This window comes from Streptococcus hyointestinalis, assembly GCF_041225505.1.
Taxonomy (GTDB): Bacteria; Bacillota; Bacilli; order Lactobacillales; family Streptococcaceae; genus Streptococcus; species Streptococcus hyointestinalis_B.
In genome coordinates, this window is sequence record NZ_JBCLSK010000007.1 from 41555 (window position 1) to 65110 (window position 23556).

Consider the following 23556-nt stretch of genomic DNA (forward strand, 5'->3'; position numbering starts at 1 on the left):
CTAATGGTATCAAGTTCTCAATCTCCTTGTCAACTGATTTCTTTACTGTTCTATTATACCACGAAGGACTTGAGAAAAAAATTTAATACTGCTAAAAGAAAAAAATGACCTGACAAGTCCTTTTTCGGGGTATTTTAGTTCAATATTTCAGAGAAAAACAGCAAGAAATTCCGTTATATCAAGCTTGATGATAGTGACTTGACAAGTTATATATTTATATCCTGCAAAGAGTTAAGATTAGCTTATAAATATAAATAGTCCAAATGGTGGCCACCAAAGGACGGAATGAAACAATATGAAAATCAGCCAATAACAGGTTGATTCTGCATATTACTGTTTCACCGTGTCTTTGGTGTGCTTTTTTACACTCACTCGATAACTGTAATAGCTCGTATGTTTCTTTCCGTCTGAGGTCTAGAAAGGACAACTTATGCTAAAAGCTAAAGTTAAAACCCTCTATTGTGAATCGCTCGGAGAATCTATCAAGCAACAATTGATTGAACAAGAAATCCCTCAAAACGAAGTGTCTTACTATTTTGATGATGACATCCGATTGATTTCTGCCCCTGCAATTAGCCAAATCCTAAAAGGGAAACGAAACCTCTCCTTAGATACTGCGGATGCTCTGCAAGAAACGCTAGGTCTTCCCAATGTAAAAAGTGTATTCTTTCCTAATCTTGACTTCTGTGAGTTACTCATTATCCAACTTACAAAACTAATTCTTAGTGATGGATTCAGCTCTACAAAACAACTCTTCCAAGTAAAAGAGAAGGATATTCAACAGAATCTCTCAGCCTTAGCAGATGCCCTATATGATTTCGTCCCTGATTTTCCTGAGGAAGAAAGCTCTTACCAAATCGCTGATAGCTTGGCTGAATGGTTAATTGAATTTGTAGTACTCGTAGCACAACTTTAAATGTTACACTTTCAAAATTCTTGAAAGTGTGACTTCTCAAAATAACGTACCATAGAGGTGTACTTAGCTAAGACAGTCCAGCTCACGACTCAAACTGAGCAAATCACTTTAACAACTTTCAAAGACCATATGGAGGTAAATAATATGGCAATTAAAACAAAACACAAGAAGGGTGGCTACTCTACCACAACTGCAACTGACTACGTGAAACCTACAAAGCCAATTCACAGCCTGAGCACAAAACTTGAACCCCAACAACTTTTTGAGGATGGAAAGCCTACTGGCGAAATTATCGCCTACAAGGCAACCTTTGTCCAAGAAGGGCTCGAACCCTTCCAAGTCAAGTTTGAAGATAAGGTCAAACTCCCTGAATTTCTTAGATTGGTTGAATTTGACAACCTGCAAGCTGTTGAGGTTCGCTACAACGTCTACTTCAAAGCTGACGGCATCAAGGAGGTCAAATAATGGCAACGAAAGCAGACACCGTCCTGCAATCTTACTTGCTCCAGAGCCTAAATATGGCTCTTGGGGCTCTGATGCAGGGGGAGACGAGCTATACTAATAGCTTCAATATCGTCATTCAAGAGGATGGCTTCATCTTCATCCCTAGGCTTCCTTGTGCCTATATCCTAGATGATGAACTCTATAACAAAATCTTCTTGATTGCCAACGCATCCTTATACCCCCACTATACGCTTTTGAAGCAGAACGCAACTTACTTTGTTCCACTCAAGACAGATGATATTCATGTTCAGCGTGGGCTCTTCTTTCCGTGGAAGGTAGGCATCTCAAAACGCTTGGTCATCCCTGACCTCGACAAATACACAGCAAGTCTTCCCAAGAATCACATTCCAATTATGGAAAACTTTTCTCTCAATCTTGATAAGGTGAACCACATGGCTATTTGTGGAAACTCGGGCTCAGGTAAGTCTTACGCACTCACCTATCTGCTGTCTGTGCTAAAAAATCAGTCTGATTTAATTATCGTAGACCCAAAATTCGATAGTCCAAGCCGTTGGGCTCGTGAACATAAAATTGCCGTCATCCATCCCGTGGAAAATCGCTCTAAATCTGACTTCGTTTCAGAAGTCAATGAGCGTTTGAGTCAATGCCTAAATCTGATTCAACAACGTCAGGCAATTCTATATGACAACCCCCGCCATAAGTTCACCCATCTCACTATCGTCATGGACGAGGTGCTGGCTCTCTCAGAGGGTGTCAATAAGACCATCAAAGAGTCCTTCTTCTCCCTCTTATCGCAAATTGCTCTACTGGGACGGGCTACTAAGATTCACTTACTCCTTGTTAGCCAGCGTTTCGACCACACAACTATCCCAATTTCTGTTCGTGAGCAACTCAATGTTCTCATCCAGATTGGCAATATCAATAAGAAAACAACCCAATTCTTATTCCCTGACCTCGACCCCGAAGGCATTGTCATTCCTACTGGACACGGCACTGGGTTGATTCAGGTGATTGATAATGAACATCCCTATCAAGTGCTTCCTTTACTTTGTCCAACATACTACACAACGGAGGGCATTCACTAATGATGAAAAAATCATTCTTTATGAGGACTTACAACTTCAATATCTACTTGATGCTGTTTTCACTCCTAACAGGTTTCCTTGGATGGTCATTAAGCTTTCTAGCAAGCACTCTTGACTTAACACTTCCTATCGCACTTGACCTCTCTCAAATCAATAGCTATCTAGCAATGGGTAGCCATTACGCTTATATGGCTATGAGTTACTTACTCGGTACTTTGTTTGCATCCGTTACGCTTGAAGTTTTGAATCGTATCCGATTCGATAATCTTTTCAACTATTTCAAATCTATCTACCACACCTTCAAGCTCCGTAACTTCCTGACTCAACGAGAAAAGTCAGAGAAGGTCACCACCATAGACAACCAGACCATTACCACCTACAATCCAATCAATGGTAGTTTCAATCGCTGCGCTCATAAGAGCGTGGTAGACATCCGAAAAGATGAAGTTACCGTCTTTATCAAAGTCCCTAGAGACCAGCAAGGGCAAAAAGTCTTGGGAGATATGACTTCCCAGTTGAAAGAAGAAGTCTCTAGCCAGCATCCTGACTACTATTTCTCTGCACCTAATCGGGTTCTCAATAGCCTTTGGTTAGTTGGGAAAAGACGGTAAAAGAGGGGGCTATGGCTTGCGTTAAGCAGTAGCCAAATAGCTCCCTCTTTTCCATTGAACAAGATAATTGGGGGTTACTACGACCCCCCAATTATCCAATAATCAGTAATCAAAATTAGAAAGGCATGTAAATATATGGCAAAAGAACAACGCTCAAGCAAGTGGACATTCCTGTTCTACAAAGAGAGTTGCCCTACTGACTATCTTGAGATATTAGAAGAATTGCACATCCCCTTCATTCTGAGCCCTTGGCACGACAAAGACATCAATCGACAAACAGGAGAACTGAAAAAAGCTCACAAACACGGAGCATTCTTCTTTGATTCACTCAAGAGCTACAAGCAAGTATCTGAGTTAATCAAGGATAAATTGAATGGTCCTGCCCATGTGGAGGTTGTCCAATCTCCTAAGGGTCTCTTCGATTATTTCACTCATGCTGAAAATAAAGACAAAACCCAGTATGATGTGAATGGCATTGAGGTGGGTTGTGGCTTCAACCTTAATAAATTTCTTGTAGAAATGAACTCAGATGAGTTCATGCACGAAGTCGTGGATATTATTGAGCAGAATGACTTCACTGAGTTTGAAGAATTGGTTTGGTATGCTCGTGCTAATCACACACCACTTCTTGGACTCATCATTGAACGTACCTACTTCTTTGCAAAGTATCTTGATTCACGGCGTTGCAATCCACAACGAAATCAAACAAAGAAAGGAAGTTAAACTGATGATTCAAAACACTCGACCACTTCTACTAACTAGGCAACAAGCTTCTGAACTACTTGGAATCGACCCTAAATCATTCGACAAATACATCAGAAATCACCCAGACTTTCAATGTTTTATGGTTGGGAAGCAGGAGCGATACCTAAAATCTAAGCTTGTAAAATTTATCGAAAATCACTGTGATTAACGGATAACGATTGATAAAATAAGATTTTTCATATATCCTATATGTGACTAGTCTATTTTATCAATCATTTTTCATATAGAAAGGCTGATAAAATGGCAACAATTACTAAACGTGGAAATTCTTTCCGTGCAACTGTATCACTCTACAAGAAAGGACAATACAAAAGAGAAACCAAGACTTTCTCTAACAAACAAGATGCTGAACTATGGGCTCTTGAAATGGAGTTGGAAAAAGGACGAGGGAAAGATATTGCTGAACGCTCTACCCTATTTACTGACTTTTATCGTAACTGGGTTAACTCTGTAAAACAGAATGAGGTTCGTGAAGCTACTTTCGTCAATTATAAGCGAACTCTTGTAATCGTGGACGAACTATTTGAGGGAATGCGACTAAAACACTTAGATGATTTAGTCATGCAAAAGAAGCTTGATAAATACGCTGAAACTCACTCCAAAAAGACAACCAAAGAACTTGTCTTAAAAATCAGAGGTTCACTCAAATATGCCTATGCTAAAGGATTGATTACAAATGACTTTGCCTCACTCCTAAAAGCGAGAGGACAAGAACAACCTAAGCGAAATGTTCCCTTATCTGTAACAGAGTTTAAGACACTCCGAACATATTGCCTTGACCACCAAGAAGATGACGAGTTCAACATCCTTGTACTTCTTGCCCTAGAAACTGGGGCAAGGCGAGGAGAATTACTTGGATTGAAGAAAGAAGATATTTTTAAGTATGGTATCAATATACGCAGGTCAATCAGTCCTATTAGTGATGATACTCAACTAAAAACGAAACACTCAAAACGGGATATTTCTATCAACCAAGATGTTTACTTCGCTCTAATGTCTCTAGCAGATAAAAAAGAGAATTATATCTTCGACTGGAACGGATTCAGACAAGCAAGCCAACTCCAACAACTTTTGAAGAAACTAGACCTGAGCAAAACAACTTTTCATGGTTTGCGTGACACTCACGCTTCTTTCCTTTTTTCAAAAGATATTAGTTTAGATTATATTTCTCGTAGACTCGGACACAATAGTATTCTGACAACTCAGAACTATTATCTTGAGCTGATGCCAGAAAAAAAGCATCAGCAAGATGCCGATGCTTTAAGTCTCTTAAACGACTTATCATTATAATTAACACCAACTGACACCAAAAAGTAGCTGTAATCGTTGGTATAATAAGGTTTTGATTAACGTTTTGAGAATTGTGATGCCTTGCGGGCTTTTTTAAGACCTGGTTTTTTACGTTCAACCATACGAGCGTCACGAGTAAGAAGACCAGCGCGTTTAAGTGAGTCGCGGAAGTCTGGGTCTACTTGAAGAAGTGCACGTGCGATACCGTGACGGATTGCACCTGATTGACCAGCGTATCCACCACCAACAACGTTTACAAAGACATCGTAGCTACCTTGAGTAGATGTCACAGCAAATGGTTGGTTGATGACCAAGCGAAGGTCAGCGTGTGGGATGTACTCTTCAACATCTTTTTTGTTAACAGTAATTTTACCTGTACCTGGTACCAAACGAACGCGTGCAACAGCGTTTTTACGACGACCAGTACCTGTGTATTGAGCTTGTGCCATTTATATACTCCTTTCTCTCTTAGATAAGACCTTTAATATCAAGGACTTCTGGTTGTTGTGCAGCATGTGTATGTTCACTACCGACAAATACTTTCAATTTCATGCCTTGTGCACGTCCAAGAGTATTGTGTGGGAGCATGCCTTTTACAGACTTTTCGATCAAGCGAACAGCGTTTTTAGAGCGCAATTCACCAGCTGAAATTTGTTTCAAACCACCTGGATACATTGAGTGAGTGTAGTAAATTTTGTCTGTTGCTTTTTTACCAGTCAATTTCACTTTTTCAGCGTTGATGACGATAACAAAGTCACCTGTATCAGTGTGTGGTGTGAAAGTTGGTTTGTTCTTTCCGCGAAGTACGCTAGCAACTACTGCAGAAAGGCGTCCAAGAGGGACATCAGTCGCGTCAACGACATACCATTTGCGTTCAACTTGACCTGGCTTAGCCATGAATGTTGTTTTGTTCATGATTTCTCCTATACGAATTCGTTTTTGTTTACAGATGTGGATGTTCCGGTCCACGAGTTATTTGAAAGGTTCCGGGGCCTTACAAATGGGGTAAACAATACCGCTTATAATCATATCAAAAATAGACGAGGTAAGTCAAGCCCTTTGCCAGTTTTTTTGGAAAATTTATAGGACAGAATAGTTAGAGTAGCACTTACTCTTTATCTAGCGGAAAATAGAGGGTGATACTGGTTCCTTGCCCTTCTTGGCTATCAATAAAGATACTGGCGTGATGGAGTTTGGCGATGTGTTTGACGATAGAGAGGCCTAAGCCAGTACCTCCGACCTGTTTTGATCTGCTCTTGTCCACTCGGTAAAAGCGCTCAAAGATACGCTCTTGGTTTTCCTTTGAAATGCCAATACCTGTGTCTCGGACTTGAAGGATGACCTTGTCGCTATCAGGCATGACCTCGACAAAGACCTGACCACCTGCTTGATTGTACTTGATGGCATTGTCACAGAGATTGTAGACAAGAGAATGCAAAAGCGAGGCGTCTCCGTAAAGGCTAGCGCTACTTCCCGTTAAGATAAGCTCAATCTGCTGTTGGTCTTCCTTGAAAGAAAGGCTGTCAACGACATTCTCCGTCACTTGATACAGGTCCACCTTGTCTGAGGCTGTGTAGGCAGACTCATCTAGCTGGGAGAGATAGATGATGTCCTCAACCAGCTGGACAGTGCGTTGGGACTCAGAGTAAATCTTCTCTGAAAAAGTTTGAATATCGCTTGGGGAAGCCAGATTATTTTTCATAATATCTGAGTAGCCCAAGATAGACTGGAGAGGCGTTTTGAGCTCGTGCGAGATGTTGGCGGTGAACTCTCTACGCATTTGCTCGTTTTTAAACTCTTCGCTCGCATCAAACAAGAGAAGCACCACTCCTGTCAGCTGACCGTCTGAAGTGACAGGTCGCACCAAGGCTTGGTAGGTTTTATCCTGAAAATGCAGCAGACGCTCTGCCTTGTGATTTTGAAAGCCTGTATCTAGCAAAGCATTGAGCTTGCTGTCTCGGCTGATGTCCAGCATATTTTTCCCGACACAGTCGCCCTCTAGTCCAAAGAGAGCTTTTGCGGCTGGGTTGATACTGACAATCTGTCTCTGATTGTCCAGCAAAATCATGCCTTCCTTGATCTTTGCGATAATGGTATCAAACTCACTAATCTTGCGATCCAGCAGACTTTCTTTTTGAGCGATTTCTTTTTGATTGTGGTCAATTTTTCTAAGCAAGGGCGTCAGCTCTTCGTAGGCGAGATCATTGTCCAAAGGGTGGTCGAGATTGAGATGATTTAGAGGAAAAATCAGCTTTTTAGCAATAGATCTTGCCATCCAGATGGAGAGACTCAGCGCAATCACGATAATCACCACAATGTAAGGCAACATGCCCATCAAAAGACGGATGATACTGTCTTGGCTGACAGACAAGCGGACAATGGTGCCATTGTCTAGACGCTTGGCGTAGTAAACGTATTTTTGCGTCAGAGTTTGTGAATAACGCATGCTCTTGCCATAGCCTGTGCTTAGTGCTTCTTTGATTTCTTCTCGGTGCAGGTGGTTTTCCATCTGCGAGGCTTCTGACTTGGTGTCATAGAGGACATCGCCTCGATTATCCACCCAAGTAATACGGACATTTGCCAGCTTAAGGTCATCAAAGTAGGCTTTTCCCTCCTCTGTAAGACCATGCGCTACTAGTGTTGCCTCCGTTTTGAGCTGGTCGAGCTGTACCTGACTAAAATAGCGGTAAAGAGCTCCCAGGCTAAGCACCATCGACACCACAAATACGCTCATGGTCGCAAGTAAAATCGAGCGAAAAATCTTTTTGGTCATTGGGGTACCTCCAAATGATAACCAACACCTCTAAGGGTTTTGATGTATTTGCCACAATCCCCCAGCTTGGTGCGTAGTGTCCCGATATGAACGTCCACCGTACGGGTCTCTCCAAAATAATCCGCTCCCCAGACCTTATCTAGTAACTCCCGCCGTGTAAAAACCCTTTGCGGGTGCTTGATGAGGAGATGGAGCAAGTCAAACTCCTTGAGCGTCAGCTGAACCTTGCTGTTTTTGACATAGACAGCGTAGGTCTGTGTATTGACCGACAAATCACCGATTTGTAAAAGAGAGGTTTCTACGCCTTGGCTACGCCTAAGGACTGCCTTGATACGTGAAATCATCTCCATCATCCCAAAAGGCTTGACCAGATAATCATCAGCCCCCAAGTCAAGCCCCTTGACCTTGTCATACTCTGTGCCTTTAGCGGTCGCCATGATGACAGGGATTGCCTGCGTTCTAGGGTTTTTACGCAGCTTTTCTAAAATGGTAATGCCATCCTCATCTGGCAGCATAATGTCAAGGATGATAAGCTCAGGCAGTTCATCATCCAGTCGGCTCCAAAAGGCTTGACTGCTTGGAAAGCCAACACTGTCAAAACCTGTTGATTTTAGGGTGTAAACCATCAACTCTCTGATGTTGTCATCATCCTCAACACAAAATAACATCATTCTCCTCCGCCTATGTCCAATTGACCTGTGATTGCATAGAGCACCCACTTAGCAATATTAACCGCATGATCGCCGATACGCTCGATGTATTTTGAGACCATCAAAAGGTCAATAGCGTGTTCGATATCAAGGCTTTTGCTAGCAAAGCACTCTACTAATAATACTTTTATTGTATCAAAATTTTCATCAACTTCCTCATCTTTTGCTATCACTTGGTGAATAAGACCCTCATCCTCATGGACAAAAGCGTCAATACTCATGGTCACCATCTCACGCACACTATCCACCATGCTCTGGAGGACATGGAGCTCCTTGCTCTTGGCAATGTGCCCCTGCGCCACAATCTCTGAGACCTCATAGGCTTGTGTGCCGATACGTTTAAGATCATAGACCATCTTGAGAGCAGACGAGACCGTGCGCAAGTCCTTAGCTACAGGCTGCTGACGCAGTAAGAGCTTTAGGCACCTGCTTTCGATGTCTTGCTCCATTTGCTCGATTTCTTCGGCTAGAGTGGCTATTGTCTTGGTGTTTGGTAACTGTTCTTTTTCGATAGCCTTAAAGGTCTTTAGTATAATCTCCTCACATAGCGAACCCATCTCGATAAGCTCTTGATGTAGGGTCAGTAATTGCTTTTCAAATCTTGCACGCATTATCCAAATCTCCCTGTGATATACTTTTCTGTTCGCTCGTCCTTTGGCATGGAAAAAATCTGGCTGGTCGCTCCTTTTTCGACCACCTCACCCATCAAAAAGAAAGCGGTCTGGTCTGAAATCCGCACCGCTTGTTGCATATTGTGCGTGACAATGGCAATGGTGTATTTCTTTTTCAGCTCAATGACCAAGTCCTCAATATTAGCCGTTGAAATCGGGTCAAGCGCACTGGTTGGCTCATCCATGAGGAGAATATCAGGCTCAATAGCAAGCGCCCTTGCGATACAAAGGCGCTGCTGCTGACCACCTGACATACCAAGAGCGGACTTACCTAGGCGGTCTTTGACCTCATCCCAGATAGCAGCGTTCTTAAGCGACATCTCGACAATCTCATCCAGCTTTGCCTTGGAGTGAATACCGTGCGTTCTAGGACCAAAGGCGATATTGTCATAGATACTCATGGGAAAGGGATTGGGCTTTTGAAAGACCATGCCGACTTTTTTGCGCAGGATATTGACGTCTAAATCTTGATAGATGTCCTCATCGTCAAGCAGGACATTGCCTGTGATACGGCAATTAGCAACGAGGTCATTCATGCGGTTGAGACTTTTTAGAAGCGTTGATTTGCCGCAGCCTGACGGTCCGATAAAAGCCGTGATTTCCCTTTCCTTGATATCGAGTTGAATATCCTTTAAGGCATGAAAATCGCCATAATACAAATCCAAATGACGGACACTGATGTTACTCATGAGCGTCTCCTCCTAATTTTCGTGAAATAAAAGCTGACAAGAGATTGATGATAATGACAACAACCAAGAGAACAACGGCTGTTGCGTAGGTCTGATTGAGGTAGATCCCCTCGCCTGATATGGCGTACATGTGCACTGCCAAGGTGCGTGAGGAGCTAAAGACGCTCTTTGCCACCTCAGCAACCGTCCCAGCGGTGAAAATCAAGGCAGCAGACTCCCCAACGATTCTTCCGATAGCAAGGATGACACCAGAAAAGATACTGGAGCTGGCACTTGGCAGCACAATCCTAAAAATCGTGCGTAATTTTCCAGCGCCTAGGGCAAAACAGCCCTCACGGTAACTATCTGGTACAGACAAGAGTGCCTCCTCCGTCGTTCTGATAATGAGCGGCAGCACCATGATACTAAGGGTTAGTGCTCCTGATAAAAGGGACAGACCCAGCTGCATGTATTTGACAAAAAACAAAGAGCCAAACAAACCGTAGATGATAGAGGGAATCCCTGATAGGGTCTCTGCTGCTGTGCGAATGACTGAGACAAAGAACGCCCCACGTCTCGCATACTCTACCAGATAAATAGCAGCTCCCACACCTAGAGGAATAGCAAGGATGAGCGATATAAGCACCATAAAAAGCGTGTTGATAAGAGCAGGAAGCAGCGAGACATTCTCACTGGTATAAGTCAGAGAAAACAGACTTGGGGTCAAGTGCGGAATGCCCTTGACTAAAATATAGCCGGTAATCAAGCAAATAGCTGTGCCAACTAGCACAATAGCAGCGTAGACCAGAGCAGCTAACAGCAGAGATAACGGGTCTTTTTGACGTATTTTTTTCATAGACTACTCCTTTCCTCTACTCAAGACTGAAAAGGTCAGATTGATAAGCAGGATAAAGACAAAGAGCACAACAGCTGTTGCTATCAGCGCCTCACGATGTAGGTCAGTCGAATAGCCCATTTCCATAACGATATTGGTTGTTAGGGTTCTAACACCCGAGGTCAGCGAGTCTGGGATGATGGCTTGATTTCCTGCGACCATAATCACCGCCATAGTCTCACCGATAGCACGTCCAATCCCAAGCACAATCCCTGCTAAAATCCCACGCTTTGCCGCAGGCACCATGACAAAGAAAACACTTCTCTCATGACTAGCCCCAAGCGCCACAGCTCCGTCATAATAACTAGAGGGCACTGCCTGCAGGGCTGACTCTGACACGGTGATAATGGTCGGTAAAATCATGATACCAAGTAGTATAGACGCTGTTAAGACCCCCATACCGTAACCACCAAAATTGTTTCTAACAAATGGCACCAACACCACCAAACCAAAGAAACCATAGACGACTGACGGGATACCTGCCATCAGATTGATTGCCGCTCTTAGTGGCTTATAGAGGGGCTTAGGGCAAAATTGAGCGAGGAAAACCGCACTCAAAACACCCAGGGGCACACCAATAACCAAAGCCCCTGCCGTCACATAGAGGGAACCCAAAATCATGGGCAAAATGCCATAAAGATTGTTGGCTGGTCGCCACACTGTCCCAAAAAGAAAATCTGAAAGACCAATCTCCTTGATGGCTGGCACACCACTAGCAAATAAAAAGATACAGATTAAAACAACAGCTAAAACAGAAATGCAGGCAGTCATCAAAAACACGACCTGCATTCCCTTTTCTCTCAATTGATTCATGTTACTCCCTATTTAGAGACGCCACTCCACTTGGTAGTGTCGCCTGTAAAGATAGACTTGACTTGTTTACTGGTCAGGCTCTTGGCGTCATTTTCTTTATTGACAATAACAGCGATACCGTCTTTTGCGATGACAGTCGCTGTCACGCCTTGGCTGGCTTCAGAGTCTTTGAGCTCACGAGACGCCATACCGATGTCAGCTGTGCCGTCAATTGTTGCGGTCACGCCTGTTGAGGAATCGCTTTGTTGCACTTCAACTTTCACATTAGCATTTACCTTAGCGTAGGCTTCTTTTAATTTTTCCATAACGGGTGCAACAGAGCTTGACCCAGAAACGACTACTTTACCAGAATCTACAGTTGATGTGTAAGCTTCGCTTGCTTCAACTGGAATGTAGCCATCTTTTTCCACCACTTTTTGACCATCACTACTCATGATAAAGTTAATGAAATCTTGTGCGGCATCGCTCACTTTCGCTTTGGTCACGATGTTAAAGGGACGTGAAATCTTGTAGCTGTCGTTTTCGACATTTGCCACACTTGGCTTGACACCATCGATAGACACTGCTTTGACCGAGTCGTCAAGAGCTCCAAGCGAAGTATAGCCAACCGCCTGCTCATCTCCAGCCACTGTCGTCAACATGACAGCTGTGGAGTTTGTGACAATAGCGCTAGACGTTGTCAAATCCACTTTTTCACCATCTTTTTCTTCTTCAATGCCAAACAGCTCCACAAAAGCGCCACGTGTCCCCGAGCCCTCCTCACGAAAGACGACACTAATGGCTTGTGCGCTCGACGCACTTTTACCACAAGCAGCCAAGGCTGGCAAGAAAAAGCAGCTCGCTAAAACAGCAACTAAAAACATTGTCTTCTTTGACATAAGAAATCCTTTCTTCTTGTACTCTCTAAAGAGCAGTGATTGATGTTTGTTACAAGCTTATTTTATCCCGCTATTGTCAAATGCAAGTACTCGCTTATGTAAAATCTATGTAAAGTTGAAAAAAACATAAAAAACAGCAAGAGAACTTCTTGCTGTTTTTTATGTTTTAATTTTCTTTCAATTTAGCCAATTCTTGAGCTAAAAGTTTTAGGGCAACTTGTGGGTTGGCTTGTCCTTTGGTTGCTTTCATGAGGAAACCTGTGAAGGCTTTATCAGCATTACGTTTGCCGGACTTGAAGTCAGCAACAGCTGCTGGATTGTCCTCAAAGACTTGGTGAATGATTGGAATCAAGACAGCTGGATCTGAAATCTGTACCAAACCTGCTGACTCGACGTATTCACGTGCAGAGCCACCGTTTTTTGCCAAATACACAAAGACTTTCTTGGCAATCTTAGACGAGATCGTGCCATCCTCAATCAAGCCAATCATCTCAACCAGATTTTCTGGTGTGAGGGCGATTTCTGGCAAGGTCTTAGCCTGTGCGTTGAGGTATTGTGCCACCTCACCTTGCAGCCAGTTAGAGATTTGCTTAGCGTCACCGCCAAGCGCCACTGCTTGTTCAAAGAAGTCAGAGGTCGCCTTAGTCGCTGTCAATTGCGCCGCATCGTAGCTGCTTAGACCATAGCTAGCCACGTACTTGGAACGGCGCTCTTTTGGAAACTCTGGCAAGGTCTTTTGAACCTCATCAATCCACTCGTCTGAAATCTCAAAGAGCGGAAGGTCAGGCTCTGGGAAGTAGCGATAATCGGCTGCGCCTTCCTTGACACGCATGAGAATAGTAGCTTTATTTGCCTCGTCATAGCGGCGTGTTTCTTGACGAATTTGCCCACCGCTGCGCAAGATTTTGGCTTGACGCTCAACCTCGTAAGCAAGCCCTTTACGAACATTGTTAAAGGAGTTAAGGTTTTTAAGCTCGGTCTTGACACCAAATTCTTCTTGACCATAAGGGCGTAGTGAGATGTTGGCGTCCACACGCATAGAGCCCTCTTCCATCTTGACGTCTGAGATACCTGTGTACTGGATGATTTCCTTGAGAGCTGTCAGATAAGCATAAGCCTCCTCTGGGCTACGCATGTCCGCCTCAGACACAATCTCAATCAAAGGCACCCCTTGACGGTTGAGGTCAACATAAGAATAACCGTCTGTGCCGTGGGTGTTTTTCCCAGCGTCCTCCTCGAGGTGGGCACGCTCGATACGGATTTTCTTGGTCGTACCGTCCTCAAGCTCAATCTCAATCCAGCCATTGTAGCCGATTGGCTCGTCAAACTGCGAAATTTGATAAGCTTTTGGATTGTCTGGGTAGAAATAGTTTTTGCGGTCAAAGTGCATGTGCTGGTGAATGTCCATATTGAGCGCAAGCGCTGCTTTGATACCGTAGTCGATGACGCCCTTGTTCATCACAGGTAGCACCCCAGGAAATGACCAGTCAATGACATTGGTGTTGGCATTTGGGTCTTCACCAAAGTGGGCTGAGGATGGTGAGAAAATCTTTGATGCAGTATTTAACTCGACATGGACTTCTAGTCCGATAATGGTTTCAAAGTTCATTAGTTCTCACCTCCAAAAATAATCGGTTGTTGCTTGTGGTAGTCCGTTGTCGCCTCAAAAGCGCTAGCTGCTTGATAGATAGTGCTTTCTGAGTATTTTGGTCCAATCAACTGTAGCCCCACTGGCAAACCTTCTACAAAGCCTGCTGGGATAGAAATCCCAGGCAGCCCAGCTAGATTGACAGGAATAGTCAAGATGTCTGCTAGATACATGGCAACTGGGTCATGATTGAGCGAGTCAAGATCATAAGCCACGCTAGGCGCTGTTGGTCCCAAAATCAAGTCGTAGTCCGCAAAGACTTCCTCGAAATCTTGGATGATAAGGGTACGCACTTGCCCTGCTTTTTTGAAGTAAGCGTCGTAATAACCAGATGACAAACTGAAAGTCCCTAACATAATACGGCGCTTCACCTCATCGCCAAATCCCTCTGAGCGAGTATTGACATAGATGTCCTCAAGGTTTTGATAGTTTTCTGTACGGTAGCCGTAGCGGATACCATCAAAACGCTGCAAGTTAGATGACGCTTCAGATGAAGCGATGATATAGTAAACAGCGACACCGTATTTAGAGTGAGGCAGAGATACTTCCTCGACGACAGCACCCAATTTTTCAAAGTGCTTAGCTGCTTTGAGGATAGTTTCTTTGACTTCTGGTGCGATACCTTCGCCGAGATACTCTTTTGGCAAGGCAATCTTCATGCCCTTGATGTCTTGACCAATCTTAGCGGTGAAATCCTCAAAATCACGGTTAGCTGATGTTGAGTCTTTAACGTCATGCCCAGAGATAGCTGTGAGCAATTGCGCATTTTCCTTAACCGTTTGAGCAAAAGGACCGATCTGGTCGAGCGATGAGCCAAAGGCTATAAGCCCAAAGCGAGACACACGACCATAGGTAGGTTTCAAGCCGACAACACCGTTAAAGGCAGCTGGCTGGCGAATCGATCCACCCGTGTCAGAACCAAGAGAGAGACGCACCTGACCAGAGGCAACTGCTGTTGCAGAACCACCAGATGAACCACCAGGCACCTTGCTGTGGTTCCAAGCATTCTTGGTCTTTTTGAAGTAGGATGTCTCAGTAGAACCACCCATGGCAAACTCGTCCATGTTGGTCTTTCCGATGACGATCATGTCCTTGCTATACGCTTTCTCCACCGCTGTCGCATCAAAAATCGGCTCATAGGTGTAGAGCATTTTAGAGGCTGCTGTAGTGAGGATACCTTTTGTTGAGATATTATCTTTAACAGCAAGAGGGATACCACTCAAAGGGTTTGCCGCGTCAATCCCACGCTCATCAAGCGCCTGTGCTTGCGCAAGCGCAGCATCCTCAGCCACCGTGATAAAGGAGTCCACCTTATCCTCACGTGCTGTGATACTCTCAAGCGTGTCCTTGGTCAACTCCACCGCTGAGATGTCTTTATTGACCAAAAGCTCATGCAATTCATCAATTGACTTGTGTGTCAAGCTCATCAAGCGTCACCTCCATCCTCTAAAATCGCTGGTACTTTAATATAGTAGTTTTCCTGTTCAGGGACATTTTTAAAGAGCTGGTCACGGTCCTCTCCTTTTTGGGCAATGTCCGCACGCACAACTGTTTTTTGGTCTGCCATGGTCGTTGTCACTGGCACACCTGTGGTATCTACTTCATTTAAAAGCTCAACCATGTCCACAATCTTTGAAAGAGTCGTTGCAAACTCTGATGTCCCTTCCTCAGAAAAAGACAACTTCGACAGATTGGCAACATGGCGCACTTCTGCTTCTGAGATTTTCATGTTCGTTCTCCTCTATGTTAGTCTCTCCTATTTTATCACATTTTAGTCCATTGTGGAAATCTCTCCTAACCACGCTAAGCAAAAAAAGCTAGGAACTTCCTAGCTCTTATATGATTTTTGCTCCAAGGACATGTTGGAAATGATTGAGGGCAAACTGGTGCGCCTCATCTGTCAGAGCAGCGATAGCACCCTCGACAATTTCGATCTGATAGCCTAGATTATAAGCGTCAATAGCCGTGTGCAGGACACAAATGTCAGACAGCACACCCGTCAAGACGACAGTATCCACCTTTCTCTCACGTAGTCTGATGTCAAGGTCAGTTCCTGAAAAGGCTGAGTAATGGCGCTTGTCCATCCAAAAGACACGGCTATCATCCTTGATAGACTCGTAAAGGGGAGCTAGCTCACCATAGAGACGACGTCCGCTCGTTCCCTTGATATTGTGAGGGGGAAAGAGCTTACTTTCTGGATGAAAAGGGTCATTTTCATCATGAGCATCAATGGCAAAAAAGATGTAATCCCCAGCTTCATAGGCTTTTTTAGTTGCCTCCACTAGGGCAGACTCAATCTCCTGTGCAGGCTTTCCTGCTGTCAACTTGCCGTCATCGGCTACAAAATCATAGGTGTAGTCAATCGAAATCAGTGCTTTAGTCATTATTGATAATCCTTAATCTTGTCGTAAATCCCTTCGTTAATTACTTTGAGGTAAGTCCCTTTCATCCCTAGAGAGCGTGACTCGATGATACCAGCACTCTCAAGCTTACGCAGGGCATTGACAATGACTGAGCGAGTGATACCGATACGGTCTGCAATAACAGAAGCTGTCAAGCGTCCTTCACGTCCATCAAGTTCACCCAAAATAGCCGCAACAGCCTTCATTTCAGAGTAAGAAAGGGTGTTAATCGCCATGTTGACCGCTGTCTTTTGACGAATGGTTTCTTCTAGATTTTCCGTTTGCAAGTTCAACAATTGAATCCCAACAACGGTGCTTGCAATCTCAGCCAAAATCAAAGCGTCATCGCTAAAGGCTTTGTCATTGCGCCAGATGATGAGGGAGCCAAGGCGCATACCGCCACCGTAAATCGGAGCAATCGTTGTCAAACCGTCTGGGTAGATGTCTTTTGACTCCACTGGAAAGACAGACAAGTCGCTATCAATCGGCAAGTTTGCCTCTGTATCGTAGACACGGCTAGCTGCCTTGACATAATAGTCTGGAAACTGCTTTGCCTCAAAGAAGTCCTCAACACGGTCGTTGTTGGTCTTGTACTTCATGGCATAGCCTAAAAGTGTCCCACTGCCATTGATAATGCAGGCATTGCAGTCAATAATGTCAGCTAGCTGCGCTGCGATGGTATTGTAAGGTAGAGTCTCGTCTAAACTCTCTACTGAGCGTTGCAAAATAGAAGTAATCTTTCGTGTTTTTTGTAGTAAATCCGCCATTATCTATTCATTCCTTTTGATTGTATTCGTCTCAATTATATCAAAGCCAATCGTAAATTGCAATCAATTGTCAGAAAATTGATGCACTTCCCATTTTACCAAAGTAAAATCGGTTAAAAATGCTTTCTCGAAAAAAGAATACAGAACTCTTTTTTCTGTCATTTCTAACCGACTTTTTCTTCATCATACCAAAATCGCATGTTTTGGCTTATCTCCAAGAGATGGTTTTGATAGGGTGCCTTGAGACAAAAGCACCCCCTCTAAACAGCTTAGAGGTTCTTTGATACGGAAAAAAGCATACTCCACATAACATCACCTATAATGTCAGGAGAACTTTTTTAGTCAAACACTATTATTCTAATCCTTTTTGCGCAATTTAGCAAGCTTTTTCAGTATTTTTATCTCGCATTTTTGCCAATAGTAAAAATTGCCAGAGTATTTGGACCGACATGAGCTGAGATGACAGGACCAAGTGGCAGGATAATGACTTCTGTGATGGTCTCATTTTCAAGAAGATTGGCTTTTAGATTCTCAGCTGCCTCACGGTCATTGGCATAAGCGACAACGGCTGTGCTATGTCCGAGTTCTTCTGTAGCGCACTCAACCATCTTTTTCATGCCTTTTTTGCGCCCACGCACTTTGGCTAATGGCACTAAGCGCCCTTTAGTATCAATCCAAAGAAGAGGCTTGATATTCGCTAGGCTACCCACAACCGCCGTTGTTTTTGATAAACGCCCTCCACGTACCAAATGGTGCAAGTCATCCACCAAGAAATAGGTCCTAAGACGTGGCAGGATGTCCTCTATCATGGCTTTGGTCTCAAAAAGAGACTTGCCTTTATCTCTAGCTTCTACAGCTAGCATGGAAAGATAGCCCTCACCACCTGCAGCAGCCAGCGTATCGATAATCTCAATGGTAGCCTTAGGATAATCCGCCAACACCAAATCCCGTGCCATGACAGCACTCTGATAAATCCCAGACAGCACAGACGAAAAAGCGATATACAGCACTTCTTGCTCGTCCTTAACCGCTTGTCTAAAGACCTCCTCAAACTGCCCGACATTGACCTGACTGGTCTTTGGCTGTGCGCCATGTTTCATTTGCTCAAGAAGGGTTTCTACCTTGATACGCTTGTCCCCAGTCGTGTCATAGCTTTTCCCATCTAGCTCAATGGTCAAACCCATAATGGTAACGGCATGCTCTTTTGCCCATTCTTCATTCAGGTCTGCAGTAGAATCCGTGATAATCTTAAAGCTCATAGATCTCTCCCTTGTCATCTTAATCTCTTCATTATAGCAAAAAAAGAGAAGAAAAACTAGCTCTCTAAACCTCATGACCTAGAGAGAGTCACAGTAGAGCAGATGTACAAAAAATATCTAACAGGTTTTGGCATGGATTATTTCCTATTCATGAAAACGTATACTACATTAGTATAGCAAATGAGCTATCTTTCTCAAAAATAGACACTTGGAGATAGTATTAGCTTCGTTTAGGTACATGATAGATTCATCAACACAAAAAAGAGAGGACTACTTGTCCTCTCTAAGTGTTAACCAACTCCTCACAAGACTACTTATTCACCTTGTAATAAGCCAAACCAGCAAGAGCGCCTACGACAATGATAGCTCCTAAAATAGATAGGACAATGCCGCTACGACTTCCTGATGATGGAAGGAATCCTGACTTTTTATTTGATGATTTTGTTGGTGTTGTTGGTTTCTTTGGTGTATGTGTGTTGGTAATCGTCACGTTGCCGTTTTCCACATTGCCGACTGTTGTAGTGTAGTTATCTACTTTTGTGACTTCTTTGACAGTGTAGACGATGTCTTTCTTCTTCGCCTTTTGAGCAAGACCTGTCCATGTATAGGTCCAGTTGTTAGCTGCGCTCAAGGTAACCACGTCGCCAGACTTTTCACCGTTCGCATAGAGTTGAACGTCAATAGTCTTTGGGCGTTTACCATCTTGGTCGTCACTATCTTTCCATGTCTTCTTACCAGAAACTTCTGTGGTTTCTGGAGTGTGCGTGTTGGTAATCGTCACGTTGCCGTTTTCCACATTGCCGACTGTGGTGGTGTATCCATCCACCTTAGTGACTTCTTTGACAGTGTAGACGATGTCCTTCTTCTTCGCCTTTTGAGCAAGACCTGTCCATGTATAGGTCCAGTTGTTGGCTGCACTCAAGGTAACCACGTCGCCAGATTTTTCACCGTTCGCATAGAGTTGAACGTCAATAGTCTTTGGACGTTTGCCATCTTGGTCGTTGTTGTCATCCCAAGCTTTAGTTACGGTGAAGCTAGTTTTTCCTGGGGTGTAGCTGTTGGTGATGTCATAATCGTTGATAGCTGTTGTGTAGTCGTCAACAGCGTCCTCTGTGACAGTGTAGACAATTTCCTTACCATCTGCATATTTTGGCAAGTTAGTGAAAGAATATGCCCAGCTATTATCTGCCGTCACTTGTTGTGAGTCGACTTGCTTACCATTCGCTAGAAGGTTAACAGTGACAGAGTTTGGTCGTTTACCATCTTGGTCTTCGTTATCACTCCACGTTTTTTGTCCTGAAACTTCTGTCGTTTCTGGAGTGTGTGTGTTGGTAATGTTATAGCCATCAACCGTTGATGTATAGCCTGTTACAGGATCTTCTGCAATCGTATAGACGATTTGATTACCATTATCGTCGTATTGTTTTAGACCAGTGAAGCTATATGACCAATTATCGTCTGCTGTTACTGTCCGACTGTCAACAACCTCTCCATTGGCTAAAAGGTTGATTTTAACAGATGTTGGACGAAGACCATCTTGATCGTTATTATCGTCCCAAGTCTTAGTTCCTGCAATGTCAATCGTTGAGCGTTTATCTGTGATGGTCACAGTAGAATTGTCAGCTACTGCTGTGACAGGGTCTGCAATCGTATAGCCATCTGGTGCTTTTGTTTCTGTGATGACATACTCATCCTTTAAGAGCCCGCTAAGCGTTGCTGTACCATCGGCACCAGTTGTGAGAGTACCAACGACTTGACCATTTGACTTACGAGTAACCGTAAACTCTGCTCCCGCAAGAGGTTCATTAGTTTCATTTACCTTTTTAATCGTCAAATCGTAGTTGTAACCGTTGGCTTGTCCGTTAGCTGATTGATAGTAAACCGTGTTTTTAGATTCATTGATCTGAACGCTGTTTGAATTGTAAGTGGCAGCATTTTTAAGCTGTTCACCGTTTACCAAATCGTATGAGGCTTTCACCTTATACTTGATAGAGTAACCTTTTGAAATGTTACCAAAGTTAATACTGAAAGCATTGTTATCGGCAGAGCGTACGATATTGTAATTATTTGTTACATCTGTCGCATTGTCCAATGCCCAGTAGTTTTGAGCATTTTTACGCCATGTTCCTTCAGAGATACTAAAGCTACCTTCAACATAAGTTAAACCTGCTGAGTTGATTTGGTCTTTAATAACCATCTGATACACTAGCACCTCTGGTGTTGAAGTTGATGAGGTAAGTGATTTCGTTCGTGTCGTAATCAACATAACCATATTTCCAGAAATCGACATTGTCCTCATCACCACCGATATTGTAGTCAATACCGCCACTATCGATGGTAAAGGTATTACCATTGACTGTGATTGAGGCAGGAATCTTTCTGTTGGTTGTTACCTTTGTCGTATCTGCCCTAACGATCATTGACAAAGATCCAGTGACCTCATCGTGAGTGTCCACATAGTCGGTATAGATCATGGTCAAGGTCTTCGTTGCCGTATCAATAACCGCTGATGCTACAACGGTTTGCCCATCAGGAGCATAGACGTTGAATTCTTGATTACGCTGAAAATTCAGCTCCTCTGGCAATGAAATAACCGTTTTATCTCCTGACTTTGCGGAGTTAGGAACCCCAAAATCAAAAGCAAATTCGGTTGAGTCCGCCCCTCTCAAACTGTTCTGCGTCAACCTAGGATTACTAACGGTAATATCCACTGTATCTGCAAGCGCTGTCTTTACAGAAAAGATACTACCCAAAAGTAATAGCAGGGTGACGATCACTTTACTTAGCTTCGTCATTATTTTCCTCCTTCTTAAAATAAGCTTAAACGCCCACAGTTTCATTCTAGCATATATTCAAGGGAAGGCAATCTTTTTATATTTACACAGTGTAAATATAAAGTAAGGGTTTTCTCTTTGATTTATTTGTCTTGTTTTCAAAAAAGAGTTATACTTTTCATGGAAACGTTTTAATATTTGTTAAGGAGTGATCATGGCAAAATATACACGTGAAAAAATTATTGAAGCTTTTTTTGAATTAGCTATCAACCATCCTGAAAAGACGAGTTTCACAATGGTGGAAATCGCTGAACAAGCTGGTATTTCTCGGCAAGCCATCTATCAAAAACATTTTAAAAATTTCCAAGAGATTATTGACTATGTCCATAATCTCATTGACGAGCAGATCTATCAGATTTACGATAATTATGATATGACGAGCAACGTCAACCCGTTTGACTACGTAGCAGAAAATGTTCTTCCAACTATTTATAAAAATAGAAAGTGGATTAGTTGTTTGTACACCTCAGCTATTGATCCCTCATTTGAAGGATTTATCGTGTCAACCTACACTAAATGGAGCATGAGAAATATCCATCCTAAGAGTGAGATTTTTCACTTGCCTGACGAAGTTCTCATCCAACTCATCGTGGAACAGATGACGATGAGTATTAAAGATTGGATTACACAAGAGAAACCGACACCGCCGGGGCTGTTTAAGGAAGACTTTTTGCAGCTCGTTAAATCTCCTTTATACGATTACCTTACTATGGAACCTTAAAGTTTTTCAAAAATAAACGACCTCGGTTATGGCATTACATCTACAAAACAGGAAGATGAGGTGTCTTCTCTTGGTTTCGGCAGGCAAGTCAACAAAAAGCCCCCACAAGGATTATGTCCTTGTGGGGCTTTCTCTTACTCCATATCATCTAGCAGTTGCTTTAGTTGGTTGAGTTGTGTGTCGTCAAGCGAGCCTAGGCGTGGTGTGGTGAGGTCAATGTGGGCTGACATTTTATCAAGGTCAGACTTGACCGTCTCCACTCGCTGTTCAAGCTCACGAGCAGACACTCGCAGAGCGCCTTGGGAAAACACGGTCCACTGCTCATTGAGGTCGCTAGTGGCAACCGAGACCAGATAGCGTGCGGACTGATTGAGCTCAGCCGCTAAGCGCTCAATGTAGCTGTCTGCAGTCTCATCTTCCTTGGTAAAGACGACGCTAATCTGGTAGCTATCGTATTGTTGGCGATTTCCCGGCACATGCTGGGCGTCAAAAACACAGATAATCTCGATATGCTCAAAATGCGCATAGTGATTGAGCTTTCTAAGAAGCACTTCACGTGCTTCGTCCAAGCGATTGGTCTTAAAGAGTTGACGGGTAGACTCCCAAAAGGCAATCATGTTATAGCCGTCAACAAGTAGGATATTTTTCTTTCTCATAGGCGATTACGAAATACTTCATACATGAGAAGGGCGGCAGCGACACTGGCGTTTAAGCTCTGCACATGCCCATTCATCGGAATAGTAATCATCTCATCCACTTGCTTTTTGATATTTTTAGAGATACCCTTGCCTTCGTTACCAATGATAAGCGCTAACTTGCCTTGAGTGTTCCACTTGTGAGAAGGGGTGCCGTTCATGTCCGTTCCAAAAATCCAAAAACCAGCCGCTTTGAGCTTATCTAGGGTCTGGCTGAGGTTGGTCACACGACAAATGGACACATGCTCAAGCGCACCTGTCGCTGTCTTTGCCACAACAGGGGTGATTCCCACAGAGCGGTGCTTAGGGATAATAACGCCGCAGACATTGGTCGCATCTGCTGTTCGCAAAATAGAGCCGAGATTATGCGGATCGGTCAGCCCATCTAGGATGAGAATGAGGGGATTGTCCTCCTGCTCTGCTTTTTTGAGGAGAAGATCAAGCTCCGTGTAGCTAAAGGCTGCCACCTTGAGGACAAAACCTTGGTGGATACCGCCATCACACATGTCAGACAGCGTTTTTTTAGGCGTCCAAGAGATAGAGACCTTTTTCTCCTTGGCAAGGAGTTTGATTTTGTCGACATTTTTGCCACGGAGGTCTTCTTGGATATAGAGTTTATTGCCGGTATTGGCTTGCAGGCTTTCTGTTACAGCATGCAGTCCGTAGACGATATCATTTGTTTCCATACGC

General features: G+C 43.6%; 27 protein-coding genes. 8 read left to right on the forward strand and 19 right to left on the reverse strand.

Going from position 1 to position 23556, the window contains the following annotated elements; all coding sequences use genetic code 11:
* The first annotated feature begins 430 nt into the window (after window positions 1-430).
* The 7 genes from AALA56_RS03070 (at window position 431) to AALA56_RS03100 (ending at window position 5132) form a co-directional block, all read left to right on the forward strand.
* On the forward strand, window positions 431-916 hold the full coding sequence (locus tag AALA56_RS03070; RefSeq protein WP_027973192.1) for a helix-turn-helix domain-containing protein: 486 nt from the start codon (window positions 431-433) through the stop codon (window positions 914-916).
* Between the two features lie 144 nt (window positions 917-1060).
* On the forward strand, window positions 1061-1381 hold the full coding sequence (locus tag AALA56_RS03075; RefSeq protein WP_369908703.1) for a hypothetical protein: 321 nt from the start codon (window positions 1061-1063) through the stop codon (window positions 1379-1381).
* Window positions 1381-2466, forward strand: a complete 1086-nt coding sequence (locus AALA56_RS03080) for a helicase HerA domain-containing protein (protein WP_369908704.1) — start codon at window positions 1381-1383, stop codon at window positions 2464-2466. The genes AALA56_RS03075 and AALA56_RS03080 overlap by 1 nt, the downstream gene beginning before the upstream one ends.
* Window positions 2466-3077 (forward strand): hypothetical protein, encoded by a 612-nt coding sequence (locus AALA56_RS03085; protein WP_369908705.1) that lies wholly within the window; start codon window positions 2466-2468, stop codon window positions 3075-3077. Before AALA56_RS03080 ends, AALA56_RS03085 begins: the two co-directional genes overlap by 1 nt.
* Before the next feature lie 135 nt (window positions 3078-3212).
* Window positions 3213-3800 (forward strand): replication protein, encoded by a 588-nt coding sequence (locus AALA56_RS03090; protein WP_369908706.1) that lies wholly within the window; start codon window positions 3213-3215, stop codon window positions 3798-3800.
* A gap of 4 nt (window positions 3801-3804) precedes the next feature.
* Window positions 3805-3990 carry a helix-turn-helix domain-containing protein gene (locus tag AALA56_RS03095; RefSeq protein ID WP_000615732.1) on the forward strand — a complete coding sequence of 62 codons (186 nt, stop codon included), beginning with the start codon at window positions 3805-3807 and terminating at the stop codon, window positions 3988-3990.
* Window positions 3991-4082: 92 nt separating this feature from the next.
* Window positions 4083-5132, forward strand: coding sequence for a site-specific integrase (locus AALA56_RS03100; protein ID WP_027973197.1), 1050 nt, complete (start codon window positions 4083-4085; stop codon window positions 5130-5132).
* Between the two features lie 56 nt (window positions 5133-5188).
* Here AALA56_RS03100 and rpsI read toward each other — a convergent pair whose 3' ends face one another.
* From rpsI to AALA56_RS03185, 17 genes are all read right to left on the reverse strand, one after another.
* Window positions 5189-5581: a 30S ribosomal protein S9 gene (rpsI, locus tag AALA56_RS03105; RefSeq protein ID WP_018376107.1), complete on the reverse strand. Its 393-nt coding sequence runs from the start codon at window positions 5579-5581 to the stop codon at window positions 5189-5191.
* Window positions 5582-5600: 19 nt separating this feature from the next.
* Window positions 5601-6047 (reverse strand): 50S ribosomal protein L13, encoded by a 447-nt coding sequence (rplM, locus tag AALA56_RS03110; protein ID WP_003063191.1) that lies wholly within the window; start codon window positions 6045-6047, stop codon window positions 5601-5603.
* Window positions 6048-6240: 193 nt separating this feature from the next.
* Window positions 6241-7905: an ATP-binding protein gene (locus AALA56_RS03115; RefSeq protein ID WP_369908707.1), complete on the reverse strand. Its 1665-nt coding sequence runs from the start codon at window positions 7903-7905 to the stop codon at window positions 6241-6243.
* Window positions 7902-8573, reverse strand: coding sequence for a response regulator transcription factor (locus AALA56_RS03120; RefSeq protein WP_369908725.1), 672 nt, complete (start codon window positions 8571-8573; stop codon window positions 7902-7904). Before AALA56_RS03120 ends, AALA56_RS03115 begins: the two co-directional genes overlap by 4 nt.
* Entirely contained in the window at window positions 8573-9229 is a 657-nt protein-coding gene (gene phoU / locus AALA56_RS03125) for a phosphate signaling complex protein PhoU (protein ID WP_369908726.1), read from the reverse strand. The genes AALA56_RS03120 and phoU overlap by 1 nt, the downstream gene beginning before the upstream one ends.
* Window positions 9226-9975, reverse strand: coding sequence for a phosphate ABC transporter ATP-binding protein PstB (gene pstB, locus AALA56_RS03130; protein ID WP_369908708.1), 750 nt, complete (start codon window positions 9973-9975; stop codon window positions 9226-9228). The genes phoU and pstB overlap by 4 nt, the downstream gene beginning before the upstream one ends.
* The gene (gene pstA / locus AALA56_RS03135) at window positions 9968-10810 is read right to left on the reverse strand and encodes a phosphate ABC transporter permease PstA (protein WP_369908709.1); all 843 of its coding nucleotides are present in this window, start codon (window positions 10808-10810) and stop codon (window positions 9968-9970) included. Before pstA ends, pstB begins: the two co-directional genes overlap by 8 nt.
* 3 nt (window positions 10811-10813) lie before the next feature.
* Complete coding sequence (gene pstC / locus AALA56_RS03140) at window positions 10814-11662, reverse strand: phosphate ABC transporter permease subunit PstC (RefSeq protein WP_369908710.1); 849 nt, start codon at window positions 11660-11662, stop codon at window positions 10814-10816.
* A gap of 8 nt (window positions 11663-11670) precedes the next feature.
* Window positions 11671-12540 (reverse strand): substrate-binding domain-containing protein, encoded by an 870-nt coding sequence (locus tag AALA56_RS03145; protein ID WP_369908711.1) that lies wholly within the window; start codon window positions 12538-12540, stop codon window positions 11671-11673.
* Window positions 12541-12706: 166 nt separating this feature from the next.
* On the reverse strand, window positions 12707-14149 hold the full coding sequence (gene gatB / locus AALA56_RS03150) for an Asp-tRNA(Asn)/Glu-tRNA(Gln) amidotransferase subunit GatB (protein WP_369908712.1): 1443 nt from the start codon (window positions 14147-14149) through the stop codon (window positions 12707-12709).
* On the reverse strand, window positions 14149-15615 hold the full coding sequence (gene gatA / locus AALA56_RS03155) for an Asp-tRNA(Asn)/Glu-tRNA(Gln) amidotransferase subunit GatA (RefSeq protein WP_369908727.1): 1467 nt from the start codon (window positions 15613-15615) through the stop codon (window positions 14149-14151). Before gatA ends, gatB begins: the two co-directional genes overlap by 1 nt.
* Window positions 15615-15917, reverse strand: a complete 303-nt coding sequence (gene gatC, locus AALA56_RS03160; RefSeq protein ID WP_369908713.1) for an Asp-tRNA(Asn)/Glu-tRNA(Gln) amidotransferase subunit GatC — start codon at window positions 15915-15917, stop codon at window positions 15615-15617. The genes gatA and gatC overlap by 1 nt, the downstream gene beginning before the upstream one ends.
* Window positions 15918-16023: 106 nt before the next feature.
* On the reverse strand, window positions 16024-16572 hold the full coding sequence (locus tag AALA56_RS03165; protein WP_369908714.1) for a cysteine hydrolase family protein: 549 nt from the start codon (window positions 16570-16572) through the stop codon (window positions 16024-16026).
* Entirely contained in the window at window positions 16572-17357 is a 786-nt protein-coding gene (gene codY / locus AALA56_RS03170; RefSeq protein ID WP_369908715.1) for a GTP-sensing pleiotropic transcriptional regulator CodY, read from the reverse strand. The genes AALA56_RS03165 and codY overlap by 1 nt, the downstream gene beginning before the upstream one ends.
* A gap of 398 nt (window positions 17358-17755) precedes the next feature.
* The gene (locus tag AALA56_RS03175; RefSeq protein ID WP_369908716.1) at window positions 17756-18616 is read right to left on the reverse strand and encodes a DegV family protein; all 861 of its coding nucleotides are present in this window, start codon (window positions 18614-18616) and stop codon (window positions 17756-17758) included.
* Between the two features lie 310 nt (window positions 18617-18926).
* Window positions 18927-20915, reverse strand: coding sequence for a Cna B-type domain-containing protein (locus tag AALA56_RS03180; protein ID WP_369908728.1), 1989 nt, complete (start codon window positions 20913-20915; stop codon window positions 18927-18929).
* Window positions 20803-21411: an Ig-like domain-containing protein gene (locus tag AALA56_RS03185; RefSeq protein ID WP_369908717.1), complete on the reverse strand. Its 609-nt coding sequence runs from the start codon at window positions 21409-21411 to the stop codon at window positions 20803-20805. The genes AALA56_RS03180 and AALA56_RS03185 overlap by 113 nt, the downstream gene beginning before the upstream one ends.
* 193 nt (window positions 21412-21604) lie before the next feature.
* Between AALA56_RS03185 and AALA56_RS03190 the strand changes: the two genes are divergently transcribed.
* Entirely contained in the window at window positions 21605-22171 is a 567-nt protein-coding gene (locus AALA56_RS03190) for a TetR/AcrR family transcriptional regulator (protein WP_369908718.1), read from the forward strand.
* A gap of 134 nt (window positions 22172-22305) precedes the next feature.
* Here AALA56_RS03190 and AALA56_RS03195 read toward each other — a convergent pair whose 3' ends face one another.
* A complete protein-coding gene (locus AALA56_RS03195; RefSeq protein WP_369908719.1) occupies window positions 22306-22827 on the reverse strand; it encodes an NYN domain-containing protein in 522 nt (173 codons plus the stop codon).
* Window positions 22824-23552 carry a 23S rRNA (guanosine(2251)-2'-O)-methyltransferase RlmB gene (gene rlmB / locus AALA56_RS03200; protein WP_369908720.1) on the reverse strand — a complete coding sequence of 243 codons (729 nt, stop codon included), beginning with the start codon at window positions 23550-23552 and terminating at the stop codon, window positions 22824-22826. Before rlmB ends, AALA56_RS03195 begins: the two co-directional genes overlap by 4 nt.
* Window positions 23553-23556: the final 4 nt, after the last annotated feature.

What these genes read in the sequence shown, in the direction of transcription:
- AALA56_RS03075 (WP_369908703.1), top strand. Translation starts at nt 1,061, where the DNA reads ATGGCAATTAAAACAAAACACAAGAAGGGTGGCTACTCTACCACAACT.
- AALA56_RS03070 (WP_027973192.1), top strand. Translation starts at nt 431, where the DNA reads ATGCTAAAAGCTAAAGTTAAAACCCTCTATTGTGAATCGCTCGGAGAA.
- gatB (WP_369908712.1), bottom strand. Translation starts at nt 14,149, where the DNA reads ATGAACTTTGAAACCATTATCGGACTAGAAGTCCATGTCGAGTTAAAT.
- AALA56_RS03180 (WP_369908728.1), bottom strand. Translation starts at nt 20,915, where the DNA reads ATGAGGACAATGTCGATTTCTGGAAATATGGTTATGTTGATTACGACA.
- codY (WP_369908715.1), bottom strand. Translation starts at nt 17,357, where the DNA reads ATGGCGGATTTACTACAAAAAACACGAAAGATTACTTCTATTTTGCAA.
- AALA56_RS03080 (WP_369908704.1), top strand. Translation starts at nt 1,381, where the DNA reads ATGGCAACGAAAGCAGACACCGTCCTGCAATCTTACTTGCTCCAGAGC.
- pstB (WP_369908708.1), bottom strand. Translation starts at nt 9,975, where the DNA reads ATGAGTAACATCAGTGTCCGTCATTTGGATTTGTATTATGGCGATTTT.
- pstC (WP_369908710.1), bottom strand. Translation starts at nt 11,662, where the DNA reads ATGAATCAATTGAGAGAAAAGGGAATGCAGGTCGTGTTTTTGATGACT.
- rplM (WP_003063191.1), bottom strand. Translation starts at nt 6,047, where the DNA reads ATGAACAAAACAACATTCATGGCTAAGCCAGGTCAAGTTGAACGCAAA.
- AALA56_RS03090 (WP_369908706.1), top strand. Translation starts at nt 3,213, where the DNA reads ATGGCAAAAGAACAACGCTCAAGCAAGTGGACATTCCTGTTCTACAAA.
- AALA56_RS03175 (WP_369908716.1), bottom strand. Translation starts at nt 18,616, where the DNA reads ATGAGCTTTAAGATTATCACGGATTCTACTGCAGACCTGAATGAAGAA.
- AALA56_RS03145 (WP_369908711.1), bottom strand. Translation starts at nt 12,540, where the DNA reads ATGTCAAAGAAGACAATGTTTTTAGTTGCTGTTTTAGCGAGCTGCTTT.
- AALA56_RS03100 (WP_027973197.1), top strand. Translation starts at nt 4,083, where the DNA reads ATGGCAACAATTACTAAACGTGGAAATTCTTTCCGTGCAACTGTATCA.
- gatC (WP_369908713.1), bottom strand. Translation starts at nt 15,917, where the DNA reads ATGAAAATCTCAGAAGCAGAAGTGCGCCATGTTGCCAATCTGTCGAAG.
- rlmB (WP_369908720.1), bottom strand. Translation starts at nt 23,552, where the DNA reads ATGGAAACAAATGATATCGTCTACGGACTGCATGCTGTAACAGAAAGC.
- pstA (WP_369908709.1), bottom strand. Translation starts at nt 10,810, where the DNA reads ATGAAAAAAATACGTCAAAAAGACCCGTTATCTCTGCTGTTAGCTGCT.
- AALA56_RS03165 (WP_369908714.1), bottom strand. Translation starts at nt 16,572, where the DNA reads ATGACTAAAGCACTGATTTCGATTGACTACACCTATGATTTTGTAGCC.
- AALA56_RS03120 (WP_369908725.1), bottom strand. Translation starts at nt 8,573, where the DNA reads ATGTTATTTTGTGTTGAGGATGATGACAACATCAGAGAGTTGATGGTT.
- rpsI (WP_018376107.1), bottom strand. Translation starts at nt 5,581, where the DNA reads ATGGCACAAGCTCAATACACAGGTACTGGTCGTCGTAAAAACGCTGTT.
- AALA56_RS03190 (WP_369908718.1), top strand. Translation starts at nt 21,605, where the DNA reads ATGGCAAAATATACACGTGAAAAAATTATTGAAGCTTTTTTTGAATTA.
- AALA56_RS03095 (WP_000615732.1), top strand. Translation starts at nt 3,805, where the DNA reads ATGATTCAAAACACTCGACCACTTCTACTAACTAGGCAACAAGCTTCT.
- AALA56_RS03195 (WP_369908719.1), bottom strand. Translation starts at nt 22,827, where the DNA reads ATGAGAAAGAAAAATATCCTACTTGTTGACGGCTATAACATGATTGCC.
- AALA56_RS03115 (WP_369908707.1), bottom strand. Translation starts at nt 7,905, where the DNA reads ATGACCAAAAAGATTTTTCGCTCGATTTTACTTGCGACCATGAGCGTA.
- gatA (WP_369908727.1), bottom strand. Translation starts at nt 15,615, where the DNA reads ATGAGCTTGACACACAAGTCAATTGATGAATTGCATGAGCTTTTGGTC.
- AALA56_RS03085 (WP_369908705.1), top strand. Translation starts at nt 2,466, where the DNA reads ATGATGAAAAAATCATTCTTTATGAGGACTTACAACTTCAATATCTAC.
- AALA56_RS03185 (WP_369908717.1), bottom strand. Translation starts at nt 21,411, where the DNA reads ATGACGAAGCTAAGTAAAGTGATCGTCACCCTGCTATTACTTTTGGGT.